This is a genomic window from Micromonospora craniellae (assembly GCF_014764405.1).
Classification (GTDB): domain Bacteria; phylum Actinomycetota; class Actinomycetes; order Mycobacteriales; family Micromonosporaceae; genus Micromonospora; species Micromonospora craniellae.
Map to the genome: position 1 here is coordinate 1,357,120 of NZ_CP061725.1, position 17,492 is coordinate 1,374,611.

A 17,492-nucleotide genomic window follows, 5' to 3' on the forward strand; every position below is an offset into this window, starting at 1 on the left:
TGGTTCGGCTGAGGGGTCGCTCACCCGCGCGATCCTAGAGTCTGATCAAGAACCCCGCTGCCCGCTCCCGGCGGCGCCTCAGATGTCGTAGCTGGCGCCCGGCCGCACCACTTCCAGCGGACCCGTGTACGCGGACGCCGCCGACGTCACGGTGTGCGCCTCACTGCCCCAGGCGGCCACCAGATGAGTCAGCAGCAGTCGCCCCACGTTGGCCTTGGCCGCCGCCTCGCCCGCCTCCCGGCCGGTGAGGTGCAGGTCGGGCGGATTGTCCACGCCGTCGAGATAGCTCGCCTCGCAGAGGAAGGCGTCGGCGTTCTGGGCCAGCCGCAGCAACGCCTCGCAGGGGGCGGTGTCCGAGGAGTAGCAGAGCGTCCGGCCGTCGTGCTCCAGCCGCACGCCGTACGTCTCCACCGGATGCAGCACCCGGTCGACGGTGACGGTGAACGGGCCGATCGGGAAGGTGCCGGGTTGCAACGCGTAGAACTGGTACACGTCCTCGACCGTGCTGTCCTCCTGCCCGTACGCGGCGGCGAGCCGGTCCGGGGCACCGGCCGGGGCGTACACCGGCAGCGGCGGGTACGGGCCGTCCGGGGCGTACCGCCGGACCACCACGTACGACGCGGCGTCGAGGATGTGGTCGCAGTGCAGGTGGGTCAGGAGGATGGCGTCCGGGGCGTGCAGCCCGGCGTAGCGCTGGAGGGTGGACAGCGAGCCCGAGCCGAAGTCCACCAGGAGCCGGAAGTCCTCGGCCTCAACCAGATAGGCCGAGCAGGGGGACTCGGGTCCGGGGAAGCTGCCCGCGCAGCCCAGGACGGTCAGTCGCATCGAGTTGTCTCGCTGTCACGATAGGTAGCGATCGAGCCGGTCGCCGCTCCGGAGATGATCAATACCGACGCGTACGCCACGCTGCGCAGCCTACGCCCGCCCACCTGGGGGCAAGAATGATCCGCTGGAAGATGTCACCAACGTGACACCCGTTCCGCCCATCCGATCGAGCCCGGGTTACCGGACCGGCCGACCCGGGTCGGCCGACGCGACGAGGGCCACCGACACACCGTCGATGACCCTCGTCGATGCCGCGAGCCTCGCGGCTCAGGCCCAGAGCTGCCCCTCCAGGGCGTCCTCCGCGTCGGCGAGCGTGCCACCATACGCCCCGGTGCTGAGGTACTTCCAGCCGCCGTCGCTGACCACGAACGCCACGTCGGCACGGCGGCCGTCCCGCACCGCCTCGTGCGCCATGGCCAGGGCGGCGTGCAGCACCGCCCCGGTGGAGAAACCGACGAAGAGGCCCTCCACCTCCACCAACTGCCGGGTCCGCAGCACCGCGTCGCGGGTGCCGACGGAGAACCGGCGGTTGAGCACGGTCGCGTCGTAGAGCTCCGGGACGTACCCCTCGTCGATGTTGCGCAGACCGTAGACCAGTTCGCCGTAGCGCGGCTCGGCCGCGACGATCTGGATGCCCTCGACCTTCTCGCGCAGGTAGCGCCCGGTCCCCATCAACGTGCCGGTGGTGCCCAGCCCGGCCACGAAGTGGGTGATCGTGGGCAGGTCGTGCAGCAGCTCGGGGCCGGTCGTCTCGTAGTGCGCCCGGGCGTTCGCCTCGTTGCCGTACTGGAACAGCATGACCCAGTCCGGGTGCTCGGCGGCGATCTGCTTCGCGGTGGCCACCGCCTGGTTGGAGCCGCCGGCCGCCGGCGAGAAGATGATCTCCGCGCCGTACATCCGGAGCAGCTGCACCCGCTCGGTGGAGACGTTCTCCGGCATCACACAGACCAGCCGGTAGCCGCGCAGCTTCGCCACCATGGCCAGCGAGATGCCGGTGTTCCCGCTGGTCGGCTCAAGGATCGTGTCGCCGGGCCGGAGCCGGCCGGACTCCTCGGCGGCCCGCACCATGAACAGCGCGGCCCGGTCCTTGACGCTGCCGGTCGGGTTGCGGTCCTCGAGCTTGGCCCACAGCCGCACCGGCGGCACCCCGTCGGGCACCGTCGGCGACAGTCGGGGCAGCCCCACCAGGGGCGTACCACCACAGGCGTCCAGCAGGCTGTCGTACCGCGTCATCGCGGCCGCCTCAGCTCGCGGCGACGGACGCGCGACGCCCGGCGACGGACGCGCTGCGCCCGGCGACGACGCTGTGCTGACTGATCGCCGCAGCTGCGGCGAAGCCGAACGCGCCACCGGCCACCGCGGGCAGGATGGTGACGCTGTCGCCGTCGTTCAGCTTGGCGTCCAGCGCGCCCAGGAAGCGCACGTCCTCGTCGTTGACGTAGACGTTGACGAAACGGTGCAGCGCGCCGGCCTCGGTGACCAGCCGGCCCCGCAGCCCGGCGTGCCGGGAGTCCAGGTCGGTGAGCAGGTCGTCCAGCGTGTCACCGCTGCCCTCGACGACCTTCGCGCCGCCGGTGTAGCTGCGCAGGATGGTGGGGATGCGAACCTCGATGGCCATGTGTCGTACTCCTCGATCGGGTGTGCTCGGTGACGGAAAGGGGTGTGCGGGGGCTGAAGGAGATCAGCGGCCCGAACACTCGTAGTCGACCGTCGCCGGGCTCTGCCCGAACATGTACGACTGCACGGCGTGTGGATCCACCCCGGCGTCGAGGATCCGCACCGGCTCCTCGGTGACCACCCCGTCCACGATGCGGAAGGAACGGATCTCCTCCGTGTCGGGTTCGCGGGTGGAGACGAGCAGGTAGTGCGCGCCGGGCTCACCGGCGAAGGAGATGTCCGTCCGCGAGGGGTACGCCTCGGTGGCGGTGTGCGAGTGGTAGATCACGACCGGTTCCTCGTCGCGGTCGTCCATCTCGCGCCACACCCGCAGGTGCTCCATCGAGTCGAACTCGTAGAACGTCATCGAGCGGGCGGCGTTCTCCATGGGGATGTGCCGGGTCGGGGTGTCGGTGCCGACCGGGCCGGCGACCACGCCGCAGGCCTCGTCGGGGTGGTCCCGACGGGCGTGGGCGACGATCGCGTCGACGATCGACCGGTCGATGCTCAGCACGCCGCCCAGACTAGCGCCCGGCGGCCCACGACCGCGAGGTCGTGCCGGTCACAGTCACTCGATCAAGGCGTTGAGCAGGGACTCCTGGAGATAACCGAGATACGCGTAGACCGAAAGCTGGAACACCCGACTGGAGGACGGATCCTCGGCGACCGCATCGTCCAGTTCCGCACCCAGGTCGGTGCCGTCCTTGACCTCCAGCCGTACGCCCATCGCCAGCCGGGCGTCGTTCAGCGCCCGCAGCCACGCCTCGGCCGCCTCGGCGTCCAGGCGCACCTCCCCGGCGCCGTCACCGTCGTCGGGGAGCGCGGCCAGGATCGCACCGGCTTGATCGATCTTGGCGGTCTTGAGGTCGCCCTCGGTGTAGCGGCGGAACTCCGCCGTCCCCGCCGCGTCGTCCGGATAGACCTCGGGAAAGAGTCGGCACACCACCGGGTCGGAGTGGTCGAAGCCGTCGGTCAGCAGCCCGACCACCTCGGAGGCGACCTTGCGCAGAACACGCACCTCGTCGACGGCGAACGTGGCGACATACCGGTCACCCCGGCGGCGGAACATGCTCACGAGCGCTCCACCGTCGCCCACAGCCCGTACGCGTGCAGTTGCGAGGCGTCGTGCTCCATGCGCTCGCGGGCCCCGCTGGAGACCACCGCCTTGCCCTTGTGGTGCACGTCCAGCATCAGCTGCTCGGCCTTCTCCCGGCTGTAACCGAAGAGCTTCTGGAAGACCCAGGTCACATACGTCATCAGGTTGACCGGGTCGTCCCACACGATCGTCACCCACGGCCGGTCGGAGGCCGGCACCTCATCGGTGTCCGGGGTCTCGGCCGGTGCAACCTGCGGAGCCGCCATGCCCCCCATCGTGCCACCGGATCGGCGGAACCGAGGAACCGGAACGCCGGACCGGGTGGGATCGCCACCGACCGCCGCCCGATGAGCACGGCTGGTCGTCCTGAGCGCGCACGCGGGCACCCCGGCGGCGGTACCGTCGGGGTGCGCCGCGTCACGGTCAGGCGAGCAGGATGCCGTGTTCGGCTGCATCGGACAGCACCATGCCGAGCGAGAGACGCACCACCTCGAAGCGGCGGGTGATCTCCCGGGACAACTCCAGCTCGATCTCCCGCAACGCCCGCTGGGACCAGGCCCGGGCGGCGCTCTGGTCCGCGTTGCCGGGCGTACGCCAGTGTTGCCAGCAGCCACCCGCCAGCGACACCGCGACCGGCGGCAGGATCCCGGTCCGCGGCGCGGTGGGGTACGACGCCAGCGCGTCGACCGCGGCGGCGCCGGTCAGCGACGCCACGCCCGCCGTGCTGGTGACCAACAACACCCGCTGCAACTCCGGGCCGGTGACGTGGTCGGACATCCCCCACCGGACCGCCTTGGTGATCCGGCGACGGACTCCTTCGGGCAGCGGCACACCGAAGAGCCGGCCGCCGATGTCCTCGACCAACTCCCGCACGGCGTGGTCGCACTGCGCGGTGGCCAGCAGGGAAAACGTCTCCATCTCACGGTCGAGCAACTGCGGCAGACCGGCGCAGCCGGCGCCGAAGACGATCTCCTGCACCACCCGCAGGTGCAGCTTGGCCAGTTCCAGCGCCAGGTGCTGGCGGATGCGCCGGCCGGCGGACCGCACCTGGCGATCGAGCCGTTCGGACCACTCGCCCGGCTCCGGCAGCACCGGCACCCGGCCGTGCATCCCGGGCACGTCCGGCGGGTCGAGGCTGGAACGGTGTAGTTCCTCGTCGGAGGCCCAACCGCCCAACGCCCGCCGCAGGTCCAGCGCGTCGCCCTCGACGACCGGGAGCCAGCGGGCCTCGGCGAGGCTGGGTACGGCGGTCAGCAACGTGGCCCGGTGCGCCTCGACGGTGACCGCGACCGGGTCGACCGGGTCGGCGTCGGGTTCCTCCGACGGTTCCGGCGACACCCAGCCGCTCGTGCCCGGCGTGACCGCGAAGAAGACCTGGACCGGGCTGTCGGCGATCTCGGCGAGCAAATGCAGTTCGTCGGCGCTGAAGGACTGGTCCGCCGCGATCACGAACAGCAGCGCCCCGGCCCGGCCGGCGGCGTCCAGCAGAACCCCGGTGCCGGCCCGACCGAGCGACGCGATGTCCGGCGTGTCGATCAGGCGGAAGCGTCTGAGCAGTGGCGAGGGCAGGCTCAGCTCGACCCGGCGCGGAGGTCGGGCCAGTGCCGGCCCCACCTCCGGCAGGTCGGTCCGGTACGAGAACGGCGTCCGGTAGCCGGGCACGTAGGCGGACCGGCTCGCCTCGGTCGCGTGCCGCAGCAGCAACCAGCTACCGGTCGGCACGGCGAGCATTCCGGCCTCCAGGTCCAGCAGGGCGGCCAACACGTCCGCCCGACCGGCGCGGGCCGGCCCCACGGCGACCACCGCCGGTCGCTCACGCGGGTCGACGGTCACGCCGAGCCGATCGGGGAACGGGCGGGGACCCGGCGGCCCGGTCGCATCGTCGGGCGTACCGAGGTCGTGGAGAGGGCCCGGCTTCATCAGGCGGCGGCCTCCGAGGCTGGGCGGCCGGCAGAGCCGGTCGCGGTGAACATCCGGCGACGCACCCGGATTTCGGAAGAGTACGGGCGTCGGCGTCGGGAATGGGACAAACGAAAGTACTCTGGGGTAACTCCGCGACTACTCAACTTCACCCGCCCGGGCTACCGGTCGGGGCACAGTTCCATCGATATGCTGCGCGAATGAGTCGGTGGAAGTTCGTGGGCCGCACGGCAGAACTCGACCGTCTGCAGGCGGCGGTGACCGGTGCCGAGGGGCGGCGAGGCATATTCTTCGCCGGAAGCCCCGGTATCGGCAAGAGCCGGTTGCTGCGGGAAGGGGTGGACGCGCTTCCCTCCGAGGAGTACGCGGTCTGGTGGATCGCGGCCAGCGCCACCACTCAGGCGGTGCCGTTCGGCGGTCTGGTCCAGGTGCTTCCGGTGGAGCAGCCGCAGGGACTCTCCCCGGCCGGCATCCTGCGCTGGGCCGTGGACGTGTTGCAGCAACAGGCAGCGGGCCGACGGATCGTGCTCGCCGTCGACGACGCGCACCTGCTCGACCCACCGTCGGCCGCGCTGGTGCACCTGGTCGCCCGGTCCGAGAACGCCTTCGTGGTGGGCACGCTGCGCGACGGCGAGCAGATCCCGCTGCCGATCCGGGCACTGTGGACGGACGGACTGGTCGCCCACGCCGAGGTGAGTCCGCTGCCACCGGCCGAGACCGCCCGGCTGCTCCGGGAGATCCTGGGCTGCCAGGTCGACCATGCCTCCTCCGAGCGGCTGGGCCGGCTCAGCTCCGGGAATCCGCTGCTGCTGCGCGAGCTGGTGCACGCCGCCACCAACAGCGGCGAGTCCAGCAAGACGTACGGCGTCTGGACCTGGACCGGCCGGCTGGAGCTGGCACCCAACCTGACCGAGCTGATCGACATCCGGATCAACCAGCTCACGCCCGGCGTACGCACGGTGGTCGAGCTGGTCGCGTTCGGCGAGCCGCTGGGTCTGCGGCTGCTCTACCGGGCGGCGGAACAGGCAGATGTGGAGACCGCCGAGGAACGCGGCCTGATCACGGTGGCCCCCTCGGACCGGCGGGTCGACGTGCGTCTGGCCCACCCGCTCTACGGCGAGGTGGTGCGCCGGCAGTGTCCGGTCAGCCGGACCCGCCGGTTGCAGGCGCACCTCGCCGAACTGCTGGAAGGGGCCGGCAAACGACGCCGGGAGGACCTGCTGCGGGTGGCGGTGTGGCGGCTGGACTCCGGGACCGCGCAGGACCCGGCGATGCTCGTCGACGCGGCCGGTCAGGCTTTCGCGCGCTACGACGTACCGCTGGCGACCCGGCTGGCCCGGGCCGCGCTCGACGCGGGCGGCGGCTTCGACGCGGCCGAGCTGCTGGCCACCATCCTGATGTTCGCCGACCGCCCGGCCGAGGCGCTCGGCGTGCTCGACGCCGTCGCCACGGACACCGGCGACGAGGAACGGCTCAGCCGGTGGCTCACGGTTCGCGGCATGGTCAGCTACTGGGGACTCAGTCAGCACTCGACGGTGGAGGAGATCGCCAAGCGCGGCGGCGACCTGAAGGACCACGCCGCCCAGGCCCGGGTACGCGCCTTCGAGTCGATCATGCGCCTGCACCGGCTGGACGCGCCGACCGCGCTGCGGCTCGCCCAGCACGTGCTGGACCGCCCGGCAGCCAGCATCGCCGCGCGGGAGCTGGCCCGGTGCGCCATCGCCCACCTCCAGGCGGTACAGGGGCAACTGTGCCGCAGCGCCACTGCGGTCGAACTCGTGCAGGCGAAGGTGGCCAGTTGGCGGGCGGACATGCCGTACCTGCAACTCGCCGTCGAGTTGGCCCGAGGCACCCGGCTGGCGCTCTCCGGCGATCTGGCCGGCATCGACGCGCTGGTCGCCGACGAGTTCGCCGACCTGGCCGACGCAGGCGACTTCCGGCTGGGCAGCGGCTACCTGTCGATCCTGCGCGCGTACGCGGCCCGGCTGCGCGGGCGCAGCGACGCGGCGTTGCAGGCCGCGCTCGGCGCCTGCGCGGTGCTGGCGACCAGCCGGGTCTACGCCGGCCTAGCCCAGGCCGAACGGGCGCAGGCCGCCGCGTTGCGCGGCGACGCCCGGCAGGCGGCCGAGGCGATGGCCGAGGCGGACCGCATCCACGCGCCGAGCATGGCGGTGCTGTATCCGTGGCTGGAGCAGGCCCGGGCGGCGACGCTCGCGGCCGGCGGTGACGTGGCCGGTGCGGCGGCCCACCTACACGGGCTGGTTGACCGGCTGCGGGTGGACGGCTTCGCCGGGCACGAGACCCTGGTGCTGCACGATCTGGTCCGGCTCGGCGAGGCCACCGCACCGACCGGCCCGACCTGCTCCGACGGCAGCCGCCGGACGGTCGCCCAGCGGCTGGCGGAACTGTCGGAACAGGTCGACGGCAACCTGCCTCCGCTGCTGGCCCGGCACGCCCGCGCGGCGGCCGAGAGTTCACCGGAGCAGCTACTCACCGCCGCCGACGGCTTCCTGGACCTGGGGTTGGCGCTGCCGGCCGCGGAAGCCGCCGCCGAGGCGGTGCACCTGCTGCGGCAGCGTCGTTCGCCGCAGCTCGCCAGTGCCGGCGAACGGCTCGCGGTGATGCTCGGCTGCTGTGACATGGTGCACACTCCGGCGCTGCGCGCGGCCACCCCGACACTGAGCGACCGGGAGTGGCAGGTGGCCCGGCTGGCGGCCCTCGGCGAGACCAGTCGCGCGATCGCTGAGCAGCTGTTTCTCTCCGCGCGGACGGTGGAGAACCACCTCCAGCGGATCTACACCAAGCTCGGGGTGACCGGGCGTGCGGAGCTGAGGGCGGCGCTGCGGGCGATCCCGGGCCACGACGGCACGGCGACAGCCTGAACCCTAGGCTGGGGGTGTGCACAGCCTTCGTCCCGCCCTGCTGACGGATCACTACGAGCTGACCATGGTCAGCGCTGCGCTGCGCGACGGCACGGCGGATCGCCGCTGTGTCTTCGAGGTGTTCAGCCGGCGGCTGCCGATCGGCCGGCGGTACGGCGTGGTCGCCGGCACCGCCCGGCTGGTGGAGATGATCCGCCAGTTCCGTTTCGACCCGGCCGACCTGGACTTCCTGCGCCGCACCGGCGTGGTCGACGAGCAGGGCGCCGCCTGGCTCGCCGACTACCGGTTCACCGGCGACATCGACGGGTACGCCGAAGGCGACCTGTTCTTCCCCGGCTCCCCCATCCTCACCGTCTCCGGCGGCTTCGCCGAGTGCGTGGTGCTGGAGACGCTGGTGCTGTCGGTGCTCAACCACGACTGCGCGGTGGCCGCCGCCGCGGCCCGGATGGTGACCGCCGCCCGGGGGCGGGCGCTGATCGAGATGGGATCCCGGCGGGCGCACGAGGAGGCGGCCGTCGCCGCGGCCCGCGCCGCGTACCTGGCCGGGTTCCGGTTCACCTCCAACCTCGCCGCCGGCCAGCGCTACGGCATCCCCACCGCGGGTACCGCCGCGCACGCGTTCACCCTGCTGCACGACGACGAGCGGGCCGCCTTCGCCTCGCAGGTCGCCACGCTGGGCAAGGACACCACGCTGCTGGTCGACACGTACGACATCAGCCAGGGCATCCGGAACGCGATCGAGGTGGCCGGGCCGGAACTGCGGGCCGTCCGGATCGACTCCGGCGACCTGGCGGTGATCGCCCAGCAGTCCCGGGAGTTGCTGGACTCGCTCGGCGCCACCGAGACGAAGATCATCGTGTCCGGCGACCTCGACGAGTACGCCATCGCCGCGCTGGCCGCCGAGCCGGTGGACATGTACGGCGCCGGCACCGCCGTGGTCACCGGCTCCGGAGCGCCCACCGCCGGCCTGGTCTACAAGCTGGTCGAGGTCGAGGGACGGCCGGTGGTCAAGCGCTCCGAACACAAGGCCACCATCGGCGGGCGCAAGGTCGCGGTCCGGCGGCACAAGCCCACCGGCACCGCCACCGAGGAGATCATCGTCCCGCAGGGCGTACCGGACCGGCACCCCAACGACCGGCTGCTGCAACGGTCGTACGTGGCCGACGGCGAGCCGATGGGGCTGCCTACGCTTGACGAGTCGCGGGAGCACCTGCGCCAGTGCCTGATCTCCATCCCGTGGGAGGGACTCAAACTCTCCGCAGGCGACCCGGCCATCCCGGTCACCGTCGTACCCGCCGAGTGACCCTCGTACCCGCCGAGTGAAAGGAGCGCGGCCGGTGAGCAACGCGCTGATCATCGTCGACGTGCAGAAGGACTTCTGCGAGGGCGGCTCGCTGGCCGTCGCGGGCGGAGCCGGCGTCGCCGCCGGGATCTCCCGGCTGCTGGCCACCGAGCCGGACCGCTGGGACCACGTGGTGGCGACGAAGGACTACCACATCGATCCGGGCGACCACTTCTCCGACGCACCGGACTTCGTCAGCACCTGGCCCCGGCACTGTGTGGTCGGCACCCCGGGTACCGACTTCCATCCGGAGCTGGCCACCGACCGGATCGAGGCGGTCTTCCTCAAGGGTGAGTACGCCGCCGCGTACTCCGGCTTCGAAGGAAACGCCGAGGACGGCGAAGGGCTGGCCGACTGGCTGCGCCGACGCGGGGTGGACCGGGTCGACGTGGTCGGTATCGCCACCGACCACTGCGTCCGCGCGACCGCCCTGGACGCCGCCCGCGAGGGCTTCGCCACCACCGTGCTGCTGGACCTGACCGCGGCCGTCGCACCGGACACCACCGACGTCGCGCTGCGCGCCTTCGACGGTGCCGGAATCACCGTGCACGGCGCCCCTGTGCTCAGGGACGCATGACTGACTGAGTGCTGCCGTAGCCGCCGCCACAGCCGCAACTCCCAGGGCGGTCAGGGAAGGGCGACGGGCGCCGACCCCGGGTGGGGGTGGCGCCCGTCGTGGGTGTGTGCGGTGGTGTCAGCGGCGGTCGATGTCGCTGGAGGTGTCCTCCTGGTAGCTGGCACCGCCGTCGGACTCGCTGGTGAGCGGCTTGGAGCCGCCCTCGGGCGGGCCGGCCAGGGTCTGCCCGGCGGCCAGCTCGGGGAACTTGGCGTCGAAGGCGGGACGCTCGGAGCGGATCCGGGGCATCCGGTCGAAGTTGCGCAACGGCGGCGGGGAGGTGGTCGCCCACTCCAGCGAGTTGCCGTGGCCCCACGGGTCGTCCACCTCGACCACCGGACCGGCCTTGTACGCCTTCCAGCAGTTGTAGATGAACGGCAGCGTGGAGATACCGGTGATGAACGCGCCGATCGTGGAGATCATGTTCAGCGTGGTGAAGCCGTCGATGGCCTGGTAGTCGGCGTACCGCCGGGGCATGCCCTCGTTGCCGAGCCAGTGCTGCACCAGGAACGTGGTGTGGAAACCGATCATGGTCAGCCAGAAGTGAATCTTGCCGAGCCGCTCGTCCAGCATCCGGCCGAACATCTTCGGGAACCAGAAGTAGATGCCGGCGAACACCGCGAACACGATCGTGCCGAAGAGCACGTAGTGGAAGTGCGCCACCACGAAGTACGAGTCGTGCATGTGGAAGTCGAGCGGCGGGGCGGCCAGCAGCACGCCGGTCAGGCCACCGAAGAGGAAGGTGACCAGGAAGCCCACGGACCAGAGCATGGGCGTCTCGAAGCTGATCTGCCCGCGCCACATGGTGCCGATCCAGTTGAAGAACTTCATACCGGTCGGCACCGCGATCAGGTAGCTCAAGAAGCTGAAGAACGGCAGCAGCACCTGGCCGGTGGCGAACATGTGGTGCGCCCAGACGCTCATCGACAGGCCGGCGATAGCGATGGTGGCGGCGACCAGACCCTTGTAACCGAAGATCGGCTTGCGGGAGAAGACCGGGATGATCTCGCTGATGATGCCGAAGAACGGCAGCGCGATGATGTACACCTCGGGGTGCCCGAAGAACCAGAACAGGTGCTGCCACAGCATCGGGCCGCCGGTGTCCGGGCTGTAGACGTGGGCGCCGAGGAGACGGTCGGCGGCGAGCGCGAACAGCGCGGCGGCCAGCAGCGGGAAGACCAGGATCACCAGGAGGCTGGTGACCAGCATGTTCCAGGTGAAGATCGGCATCCGGAACATGGTCATGCCGGGGGCGCGCAGGGTCAGGATCGTGGTGATCAGGTTGACCGCGCCGAGGATCGTGCCCAGACCGGAGATGGCCAGGCCGACCACCCACATGTTCGCGCCGACACCGGGAGCGTGCTCGGTGGTGCTCAGCGGGGTGTAGGCCGTCCAGCCGAAGTCCGCCGCGCCGCCCGGGGTCAGGAAGCCGGCGGTGGCCATGGTGCCACCGAACAGGTACAGCCAGTACGCGAAGCTGTTCAGCCGCGGGAAGGAGACGTCCGGAGCGCCGATCTGGATCGGCACGATGTAGTTACCGAAGGCGAACACGATCGGCGTCGCGAAGAACAGCAACATGATCGTGCCGTGCATGGTGAACAGCTGGTTGTACTGCTCGGGCGAGAGGAACTGCAGCCCGGGCCGGGCCAACTCGGCCCGCATGATCAGGGCCATCAGACCACCGATCATGAAGAACACGAACGCGGTGACCATGTACATGATCCCGATTTGCTTGGCGTCCGTGGACCGCAACAGCCGCGCGATGGCCGACCCCTTGACCGGCTCCCGGACCGGCCAGGGCCGGGTCACGACCGGCTTCGGTGCGACGGTGGTCACGAGTGGCCTCCGGTTCCTGGGTTGTCCCGCTCGGCACGCGTGTCTCTACGGGCCGTCATCCGCAAGGAGGATAGTCCCCGGCAGGTGAGAGCGCCGCGTGGGGTCACCGGGCGTGGATCACAGCGGGCCGAGAAGCAACCGGTAATGCTCGCCGAAGATACGGTCGCCGCGTCCGCGCAGCAGCGGGTCGCGGAGCGCCGGCGGCACGTCCCGGGTGCGGTTGCGGTCCCGGGTCCGGTCCCGCACCCACCGGGTACGCGGCCGGCGGCGGCTCTCGTACGCGGTCAGCGCCGCCTCGACGCTCCCGGCGGCGCGCAGCGACTCGGCGAGCACCACCGCGTCCTCCAGGGCCATCGCGGCACCCTGGGACAGGGTCGGCGCGGTGGCGTGGGCGGCGTCACCGACCAGCAGCACCCGGCCCCGGTGCCAGCGCCCGAGTTCGACCTCGTCGGTGACGCTGGCGTGCACCGTGCCGAGCGCGTCGAGCACCTCGGGCACCGGGCCGCCGTAGCCGCCGAACAGCTCGCGCATCCCGGCCCGTGGGTCGGCCGGCGGTGCGGTGCCGGCCTCGTCGGCGTAGCAGTGCAGCCGACCCGCGCCGATCGGCACCACCAGGATCCCGCTGCGTTGCCCGAGCAGCGCGGTCCAGTCCCGCACCACCGGCCCGTCGCGCACCACTCCCCGGTAGACCACCTGGCCGGCGGGACGGGGCGGTCCGCCGAGCGCGGCCAGCACCCGGATCGAGGAACGCGGACCGTCGGCGCCGATGACCAGGTCGTACTCGGTCTGGGTGCCGTCGACGAAGGTGACGCCGACGGTGTTCGGCAGCAGGTCGATGGTGCGCACCTCGGCACCGTGCCGGACCGCGCCGCCGGCCCCGCTGAGCAGGACCCGGTGCAGGTCGGCGCGGGGCAGGGCGCGGCATTCGCCGACGCCGGCCCAGAGTGTGTCGAGGTCGACGTCGCACAGCGGCACGCCGGCCGCGTCCAGGAAACGCTGGCGGTGGATGACCTGCCCGTAGGGGCGTACCGGGTCGTCGAGGTCGAGTCGACGCAGCGCGCGGGCGGCGTTGCCCGGCAGGTAGAGACCGGCGTCGGCGAGTTCGCCCGGGGGTGCCTTGTCGGTCACGTCGGGCCGGAAGCCCGCCAGACGCAGCGCCCGGGCCACGGCCAGACCGGCGATGCCCGCGCCGACGACGAGAATGCGCAGGGGGGAGCCACGCATGGGGTTGTACGCCTCCGGAGGGGTCGGCACGCGTTGGAGGCAAGACACTACTCGGCGCAATCGGTGCACGCCAGAGGCAATTAGCCCACGACGGACATCCCTCGACGACCGCCACCCCTCCCGTCGGCGCCGCCCACCGCCGGGCCGGAGAGCCCCGGGTGACCGATCGGCGCGTACAACCGGGCGGAGGGTGCGAAAGGATCAGACGCGGCTGAGGCGTACCGCGTCGGCGACCACGTAGCCGCTGGCGGAACTCCAGCGGCTGACGGCCACCCGGTTGGCGTCGCCGGCCGGCAGGGCGAAGGTGCCGAGGCTGCGCCACCGTCCGCCGCCGGTGCGCTGGTCCACCTGGATGGTCCGGTTGCCACCGATGGTGGTGCCGATGTACGGGGTCGCGCTGTTGTAGCCGGGGTCGGCCGGGTGCCAGACCTCCACCCGGTAGGTGGCACTGGCCGGGACGTCGAAGCGGTACCAGGCGGCGTCGCTGGCGGCGACCGGTGTGGCGTACCGGTAGTCGGGGCCGTGACGTTGCCCCGAGTACGAGGAGACGCCCCAGTTCGTGCCTGCGGTGAACCGGCCAGCGGTGCCGTTGTCGACGGTCGCGGTCCACGTGGTGCTGCCGGACATCCGCGCCGCGACGTCGGCACGCATCACGTTCAGGTCGATGAAAGACGGGTCGATCTTGCCGGTGGTGCTGGTCTCGCGGTGTCCTCGGGAGTGGCTGGCGTCCCGGCCGAGTCGGGTGAGCACGGCGGCCGTGGCGGCAACCGAGGCGGCGTACTGGGCGGCGGTCATCTGCTGGTCGACGCCGTTGTAATCGATCTCCCAGCCGACCATGAGGGTGTTGCCGTCGCCGGTCGGGATCGGCCCGCTGCCGCCGCTGGCGCCGGCGTGGTTGGATCGTCGCCATCAGGAATCCCGGAGCAGGTCGGCGAGGCACTCGGCCGGCGGGGCGGCGCTCGCGGCGGCGGGCCGGGTGAACAGGGTGAGCGCGGCGGCCATCAGGGCCGGCACGCCGAGCAGCCCTCGGCGGCACAGGCGGACAGGGTGGGCATGGTGGGCAGGAGCCATGGCGAGCCTCCCGGACGACGATGCTTGTCGATGTGGCCGAGACGCTACAGCGGCACGACGACCGATGTCGATAGTCTCCGCGAAGATCACTGTCGATGAAAATTTCCACCAGTCGACGCGGTTGCCAAGGTCGGTGCGGGCGCGCACACTGGCGGAGCCGACGACGGGAGGACCGACTGTCCGCACAGATACGCCTCACGGTGACGGGCTCGTCCTGCGCCCGTGGGCGGAACGTGACCTGCCCCAACTCGTCCTGATCTTCGACCATCCGGAGATGGCCCACCGGCTGCCGGTGGCCTCGCCGTTCGACCGGACCGCGGCCGAGGCGTACCTGGCGAAGGCGAGCGCCTCCCGGGAACGGCTGTACCTGGCCGTCACCGGCCCCGACGACCTGGCCCTGGGCGAGGTGATGCTCAACCTGGTCACCGGCGGCATCGGGTACGCGGTCGGGCCGCCCTACCGGGGCCGCCGGCTGGCCGCTCGGGCACTGCGGCTGGTCACCGCGTACGCCGACTCGATCCCGGGGCTGCCGAGCACGTACCTGGAGATCGAGGCGGACAACGCGGGCAGCATCGCCACGGCCAGGGCGATCGGGTACCGGCCGGCCGGGGGCGAACCGGTCGTCGTGCACGAGGGACGACGCCGACTCGTGCTGCACCGCTGGGAACGCGGCGGCGCGGTCACGCCCCGCACCCGCTCCTGATGTTAGGAAGGGGCCCTTCCTATACACGAGGCGTTAGGAGGGGGCCCTTCCTTACATCTGCGGGTCAGGTGGTGCCGAGGGCGTCGATGTCGCGCATCTCCTCGGCGTTGAGCGAGAAGCCGAAGACGTCGGCGTTGGCCCGGATCCGGTCCGGGGTCACCGACTTGGGGATCGCCACGATCTCGTGGTCGAGGTGCCAGCGCAGCACCACCTGGGCCGGCGAGACGTTGTGCGCGCCAGCGATCCGGGTCAGCACCGGGTCCGACAGGTCACTGCTCTTGAAAGGGCTGTAGCCCTCCAGCACCACTCCCCGGTCGCGGTGCTCGGCGTGCCGCTGCCGGTCGTACAGCCGAGGGCTCCACTTGATCTGGTTGACCGCCGGGTTCTCCTCGGTGGCCTGGATCAGCTCGTCGATCTGCGGGGTGCTGAAGTTGCTCACGCCGACCGCGCGGGCCAGGTTCTCGTCCCGGGCAGCGAGCATTTCCCGCCAGGCCGGGATCAGGTCGCCGGGATTGCTCGGCGGCCAGTGCATCAGCCACAGGTCGACGTGGTCGACGCCGAGCGCGCGCAGGCTCGCCTCGATCGTCTCGCGTTCCCGACCGACCTGGTCGGGCGGCAGTTTGGTGGTGATGAAGACGTCCTCGCGACGCAGCCCGCTCTCGCGGATCGCCCGGCCGACCTCCTCCTCGTTGCCGTACATCGTGGCCGTGTCGATGTGCCGGTAGCCCGCGTCCAGTGCGGCGAGCACGGCCTTGTAGCCGGTCTCGCCGGTGGCCTGCCAGGTGCCGAAGCCGAGCAGAGGGATCCGGACGTCGCCGGGGAGGACGGCGGTGGGCTGGTCGAGGTGGTCCATACCGACCGTTCTACCCCTGATCGCCGCCGCCATTCCCGGACTCGGGCACGCCGGCCCGGTTTGTCGGAGAATGTCGTCGTGGCTGACCGGCTGGAGGAGTACCGGCGCAAGCGGGACGCGGCGCGTACCCCGGAGCCGGTGCCGAGGCCCTGCGCACCGCCCGTGAGCAGGGGTTGCCCGGGGTCGTGGCGAAGCGGCTGGACTCCGGCTACGAGCCCGGACGGCGCAGCCCGGCGCGGCGCAGCGTCGACGCGAGCTGAGAGGGCCCGACGTGCACCTGACCCACCTGGAGTGCCCGCGCTGCGGCACCGAGCACGACGCCGGCGTACCGCAGAACCTCTGCGGGTGCGGCTCGCCGCTGCTGGCCCGCTACGACCTGGCGGCGGTGCGGCGGACTGTCGAGCCGGAACGGTTCGGGCTGCGCCCGGCCGACCTGTGGCGCTACCGGGAGCTGCTGCCGGTGACGGAACCGGCCCACGTCACCACGCTCGGTGAGGGCTGGACGCCGATGCTGCGCGCCCCGGCGTACGGTGCGGAGATCGGTGTCGACGAGTTGCTGGTCAAGGACGAGGGGTTGACCCCGACCGGCTCGTTCAAGGCGCGCGGCGCCGCGGTGGGGGTGAGCCGGGCCCGGGAGTTGGGGGTGCAGCGGATCGCCATGCCGACCAACGGCAACGCGGGCGCCGCCTGGGCCACCTACGCGGCCCGCGCCGGGATGGGTGCGACGATCGCCATGCCGCTGTCCGCACCGACCATCTGCCGCCGCGAGTGCGTGGCCGCCGGGGCGGACCTGCGCCTGGTCGACGGGCTGATCGGCGACGCCGGGCGCCAGGTCGCCGCGCTCGTCGCGGCCTCGGCCGGTTCGGTCTTCGACGCCGGTACGCTGCGCGAGCCGTACCGGCTCGAAGGCAAGAAGACGATGGGGTACGAGATCGTCGAGCAGTTGGGCTGGCAGGTGCCCGACGTGATCGTCTACCCGACCGGTGGCGGGGTGGGGCTGATCGGCATCCACAAGGCGCTCGGTGAGCTGAGTGAGCTGGGCTGGGTCGAGGACAAGTTGCCCCGGCTGGTGGCGGTGCAGTCCACCGGCTGCGCGCCGATCGTGCGCGCGTTCGCGGCCGGTGCGGACCGGGCGGAGCCGTGGGCGGACGCGCACACGGTGGCGTTCGGCATCACGGTGCCGGCGCCGCTCGGCGACGAGTTGATCCTGACCGCGCTACGCGCGACCGCCGGGACCGCGATCGCGGTGGACGACGCCGAGTTCCTCGCCGACCTGCGGGACTTCGCGGCCCGGGAGGGTCTGCTGCTCTGTCCGGAGGGGGCGGCCTGCCTGACCGCCGTCCGCAGGTTGCGCGCCGGTGGCTGGATCCGCGCGGGCGAGCGGGTGGTGGTGCTCAACACCGGGGCTGGCCTGAAGTACCCGGACACCGTGGACGTGAGCGGCGTACCGGTGCTGCCCGCCTGACGC

Annotated in this window: 17 protein-coding genes and 1 pseudogene; 5 read left to right on the forward strand and 13 right to left on the reverse strand. The window is 71.8% G+C overall.

Annotation, left to right across the window (positions count from 1 at the left end; translation table 11 throughout):
* Positions 1 to 78: 78 nt before the first annotated feature.
* The 7 genes from ID554_RS06135 to ID554_RS06165 form a co-directional block, all read right to left on the reverse strand.
* Complete coding sequence (locus ID554_RS06135; RefSeq protein ID WP_117229001.1) at positions 79 to 825, reverse strand: MBL fold metallo-hydrolase; 747 nt, start codon at positions 823 to 825, stop codon at positions 79 to 81.
* Positions 826 to 1,092: 267 nt separating this feature from the next.
* Complete coding sequence (locus tag ID554_RS06140) at positions 1,093 to 2,058, reverse strand: PLP-dependent cysteine synthase family protein (RefSeq protein ID WP_117229000.1); 966 nt, start codon at positions 2,056 to 2,058, stop codon at positions 1,093 to 1,095.
* Between the two features lie 10 nt (positions 2,059 to 2,068).
* On the reverse strand, positions 2,069 to 2,443 hold the full coding sequence (locus tag ID554_RS06145) for a MoaD family protein (protein WP_117228999.1): 375 nt from the start codon (positions 2,441 to 2,443) through the stop codon (positions 2,069 to 2,071).
* Between the two features lie 63 nt (positions 2,444 to 2,506).
* Positions 2,507 to 2,995 (reverse strand): Mov34/MPN/PAD-1 family protein, encoded by a 489-nt coding sequence (locus ID554_RS06150; RefSeq protein WP_117228998.1) that lies wholly within the window; start codon positions 2,993 to 2,995, stop codon positions 2,507 to 2,509.
* A 54-nt stretch (positions 2,996 to 3,049) separates the two neighbouring features.
* Entirely contained in the window at positions 3,050 to 3,550 is a 501-nt protein-coding gene (locus ID554_RS06155) for a DUF2017 domain-containing protein (RefSeq protein ID WP_191088870.1), read from the reverse strand.
* A gap of 2 nt (positions 3,551 to 3,552) precedes the next feature.
* Entirely contained in the window at positions 3,553 to 3,843 is a 291-nt protein-coding gene (gene clpS, locus ID554_RS06160) for an ATP-dependent Clp protease adapter ClpS (RefSeq protein WP_117228997.1), read from the reverse strand.
* Between the two features lie 157 nt (positions 3,844 to 4,000).
* Positions 4,001 to 5,497, reverse strand: a complete 1,497-nt coding sequence (locus tag ID554_RS06165) for a P-loop NTPase family protein (protein WP_117228996.1) — start codon at positions 5,495 to 5,497, stop codon at positions 4,001 to 4,003.
* A 200-nt stretch (positions 5,498 to 5,697) separates the two neighbouring features.
* Here ID554_RS06165 and ID554_RS06170 point away from each other — a divergent pair, with 200 nt between their 5' ends.
* Genes ID554_RS06170 through ID554_RS06180 form a run of 3 tightly spaced genes read left to right on the forward strand, consistent with a single transcriptional unit; the run spans position 5,698 to position 10,298 of the window.
* Positions 5,698 to 8,379 carry a helix-turn-helix transcriptional regulator gene (locus tag ID554_RS06170; protein WP_117228995.1) on the forward strand — a complete coding sequence of 894 codons (2,682 nt, stop codon included), beginning with the start codon at positions 5,698 to 5,700 and terminating at the stop codon, positions 8,377 to 8,379.
* Positions 8,380 to 8,395: 16 nt separating this feature from the next.
* Positions 8,396 to 9,682, forward strand: coding sequence for a nicotinate phosphoribosyltransferase (locus ID554_RS06175; RefSeq protein WP_117228994.1), 1,287 nt, complete (start codon positions 8,396 to 8,398; stop codon positions 9,680 to 9,682).
* 34 nt (positions 9,683 to 9,716) lie between these two features.
* Positions 9,717 to 10,298 (forward strand): isochorismatase family protein, encoded by a 582-nt coding sequence (locus tag ID554_RS06180; protein ID WP_117228993.1) that lies wholly within the window; start codon positions 9,717 to 9,719, stop codon positions 10,296 to 10,298.
* Between the two features lie 117 nt (positions 10,299 to 10,415).
* On the opposite strand, the gene ctaD is transcribed toward ID554_RS06180, so the two are convergent.
* The 5 genes and pseudogenes from ctaD to ID554_RS06200 all read right to left on the reverse strand — a co-directional run bounded on the left by ctaD (position 10,416) and on the right by ID554_RS06200 (position 14,468).
* Positions 10,416 to 12,173: an aa3-type cytochrome oxidase subunit I gene (gene ctaD, locus ID554_RS06185; protein WP_117228992.1), complete on the reverse strand. Its 1,758-nt coding sequence runs from the start codon at positions 12,171 to 12,173 to the stop codon at positions 10,416 to 10,418.
* A gap of 117 nt (positions 12,174 to 12,290) precedes the next feature.
* Positions 12,291 to 13,397 (reverse strand): FAD-dependent monooxygenase, encoded by a 1,107-nt coding sequence (locus ID554_RS06190; RefSeq protein WP_117229041.1) that lies wholly within the window; start codon positions 13,395 to 13,397, stop codon positions 12,291 to 12,293.
* A gap of 201 nt (positions 13,398 to 13,598) precedes the next feature.
* A complete protein-coding gene (locus ID554_RS33360; protein WP_449560075.1) occupies positions 13,599 to 14,048 on the reverse strand; it encodes a golvesin C-terminal-like domain-containing protein in 450 nt (149 codons plus the stop codon).
* A 33-nt stretch (positions 14,049 to 14,081) separates the two neighbouring features.
* Positions 14,082 to 14,291, reverse strand: a pseudogene (locus ID554_RS33365) (N-acetylmuramoyl-L-alanine amidase); the annotation flags it as partial.
* A gap of 15 nt (positions 14,292 to 14,306) precedes the next feature.
* On the reverse strand, positions 14,307 to 14,468 hold the full coding sequence (locus tag ID554_RS06200; protein WP_191088732.1) for a hypothetical protein: 162 nt from the start codon (positions 14,466 to 14,468) through the stop codon (positions 14,307 to 14,309).
* A 64-nt stretch (positions 14,469 to 14,532) separates the two neighbouring features.
* Here ID554_RS06200 and ID554_RS06205 point away from each other — a divergent pair, with 64 nt between their 5' ends.
* The gene (locus ID554_RS06205) at positions 14,533 to 15,171 is read left to right on the forward strand and encodes a GNAT family N-acetyltransferase (RefSeq protein ID WP_223884455.1); all 639 of its coding nucleotides are present in this window, start codon (positions 14,533 to 14,535) and stop codon (positions 15,169 to 15,171) included.
* Positions 15,172 to 15,235: 64 nt separating this feature from the next.
* On the opposite strand, the gene ID554_RS06210 is transcribed toward ID554_RS06205, so the two are convergent.
* Positions 15,236 to 16,024: an aldo/keto reductase gene (locus tag ID554_RS06210; RefSeq protein ID WP_117228989.1), complete on the reverse strand. Its 789-nt coding sequence runs from the start codon at positions 16,022 to 16,024 to the stop codon at positions 15,236 to 15,238.
* Positions 16,025 to 16,295: 271 nt separating this feature from the next.
* Between ID554_RS06210 and ID554_RS06220 the strand changes: the two genes are divergently transcribed.
* Entirely contained in the window at positions 16,296 to 17,489 is a 1,194-nt protein-coding gene (locus tag ID554_RS06220) for a threonine synthase (protein ID WP_117228988.1), read from the forward strand.
* The last annotated feature ends 3 nt before the right edge of the window (positions 17,490 to 17,492 follow it).

Coding starts and splice junctions, on each gene's coding strand:
- ID554_RS06165 (WP_117228996.1), bottom strand. CDS start 5,497: ATGAAGCCGGGCCCTCTCCACGACCTCGGTACGCCCGACGATGCGACC.
- clpS (WP_117228997.1), bottom strand. CDS start 3,843: ATGGCGGCTCCGCAGGTTGCACCGGCCGAGACCCCGGACACCGATGAG.
- ID554_RS06205 (WP_223884455.1), top strand. CDS start 14,533: ATGTCGATAGTCTCCGCGAAGATCACTGTCGATGAAAATTTCCACCAG.
- ID554_RS06190 (WP_117229041.1), bottom strand. CDS start 13,397: ATGCGTGGCTCCCCCCTGCGCATTCTCGTCGTCGGCGCGGGCATCGCC.
- ID554_RS06210 (WP_117228989.1), bottom strand. CDS start 16,024: ATGGACCACCTCGACCAGCCCACCGCCGTCCTCCCCGGCGACGTCCGG.
- ID554_RS06145 (WP_117228999.1), bottom strand. CDS start 2,443: ATGGCCATCGAGGTTCGCATCCCCACCATCCTGCGCAGCTACACCGGC.
- ID554_RS06140 (WP_117229000.1), bottom strand. CDS start 2,058: ATGACGCGGTACGACAGCCTGCTGGACGCCTGTGGTGGTACGCCCCTG.
- ID554_RS06155 (WP_191088870.1), bottom strand. CDS start 3,550: ATGTTCCGCCGCCGGGGTGACCGGTATGTCGCCACGTTCGCCGTCGAC.
- ID554_RS33360 (WP_449560075.1), bottom strand. CDS start 14,048: ATGCGTGCCGACGTCGCGGCGCGGATGTCCGGCAGCACCACGTGGACC.
- ID554_RS06135 (WP_117229001.1), bottom strand. CDS start 825: ATGCGACTGACCGTCCTGGGCTGCGCGGGCAGCTTCCCCGGACCCGAG.
- ID554_RS06170 (WP_117228995.1), top strand. CDS start 5,698: ATGAGTCGGTGGAAGTTCGTGGGCCGCACGGCAGAACTCGACCGTCTG.
- ID554_RS06200 (WP_191088732.1), bottom strand. CDS start 14,468: ATGGCTCCTGCCCACCATGCCCACCCTGTCCGCCTGTGCCGCCGAGGG.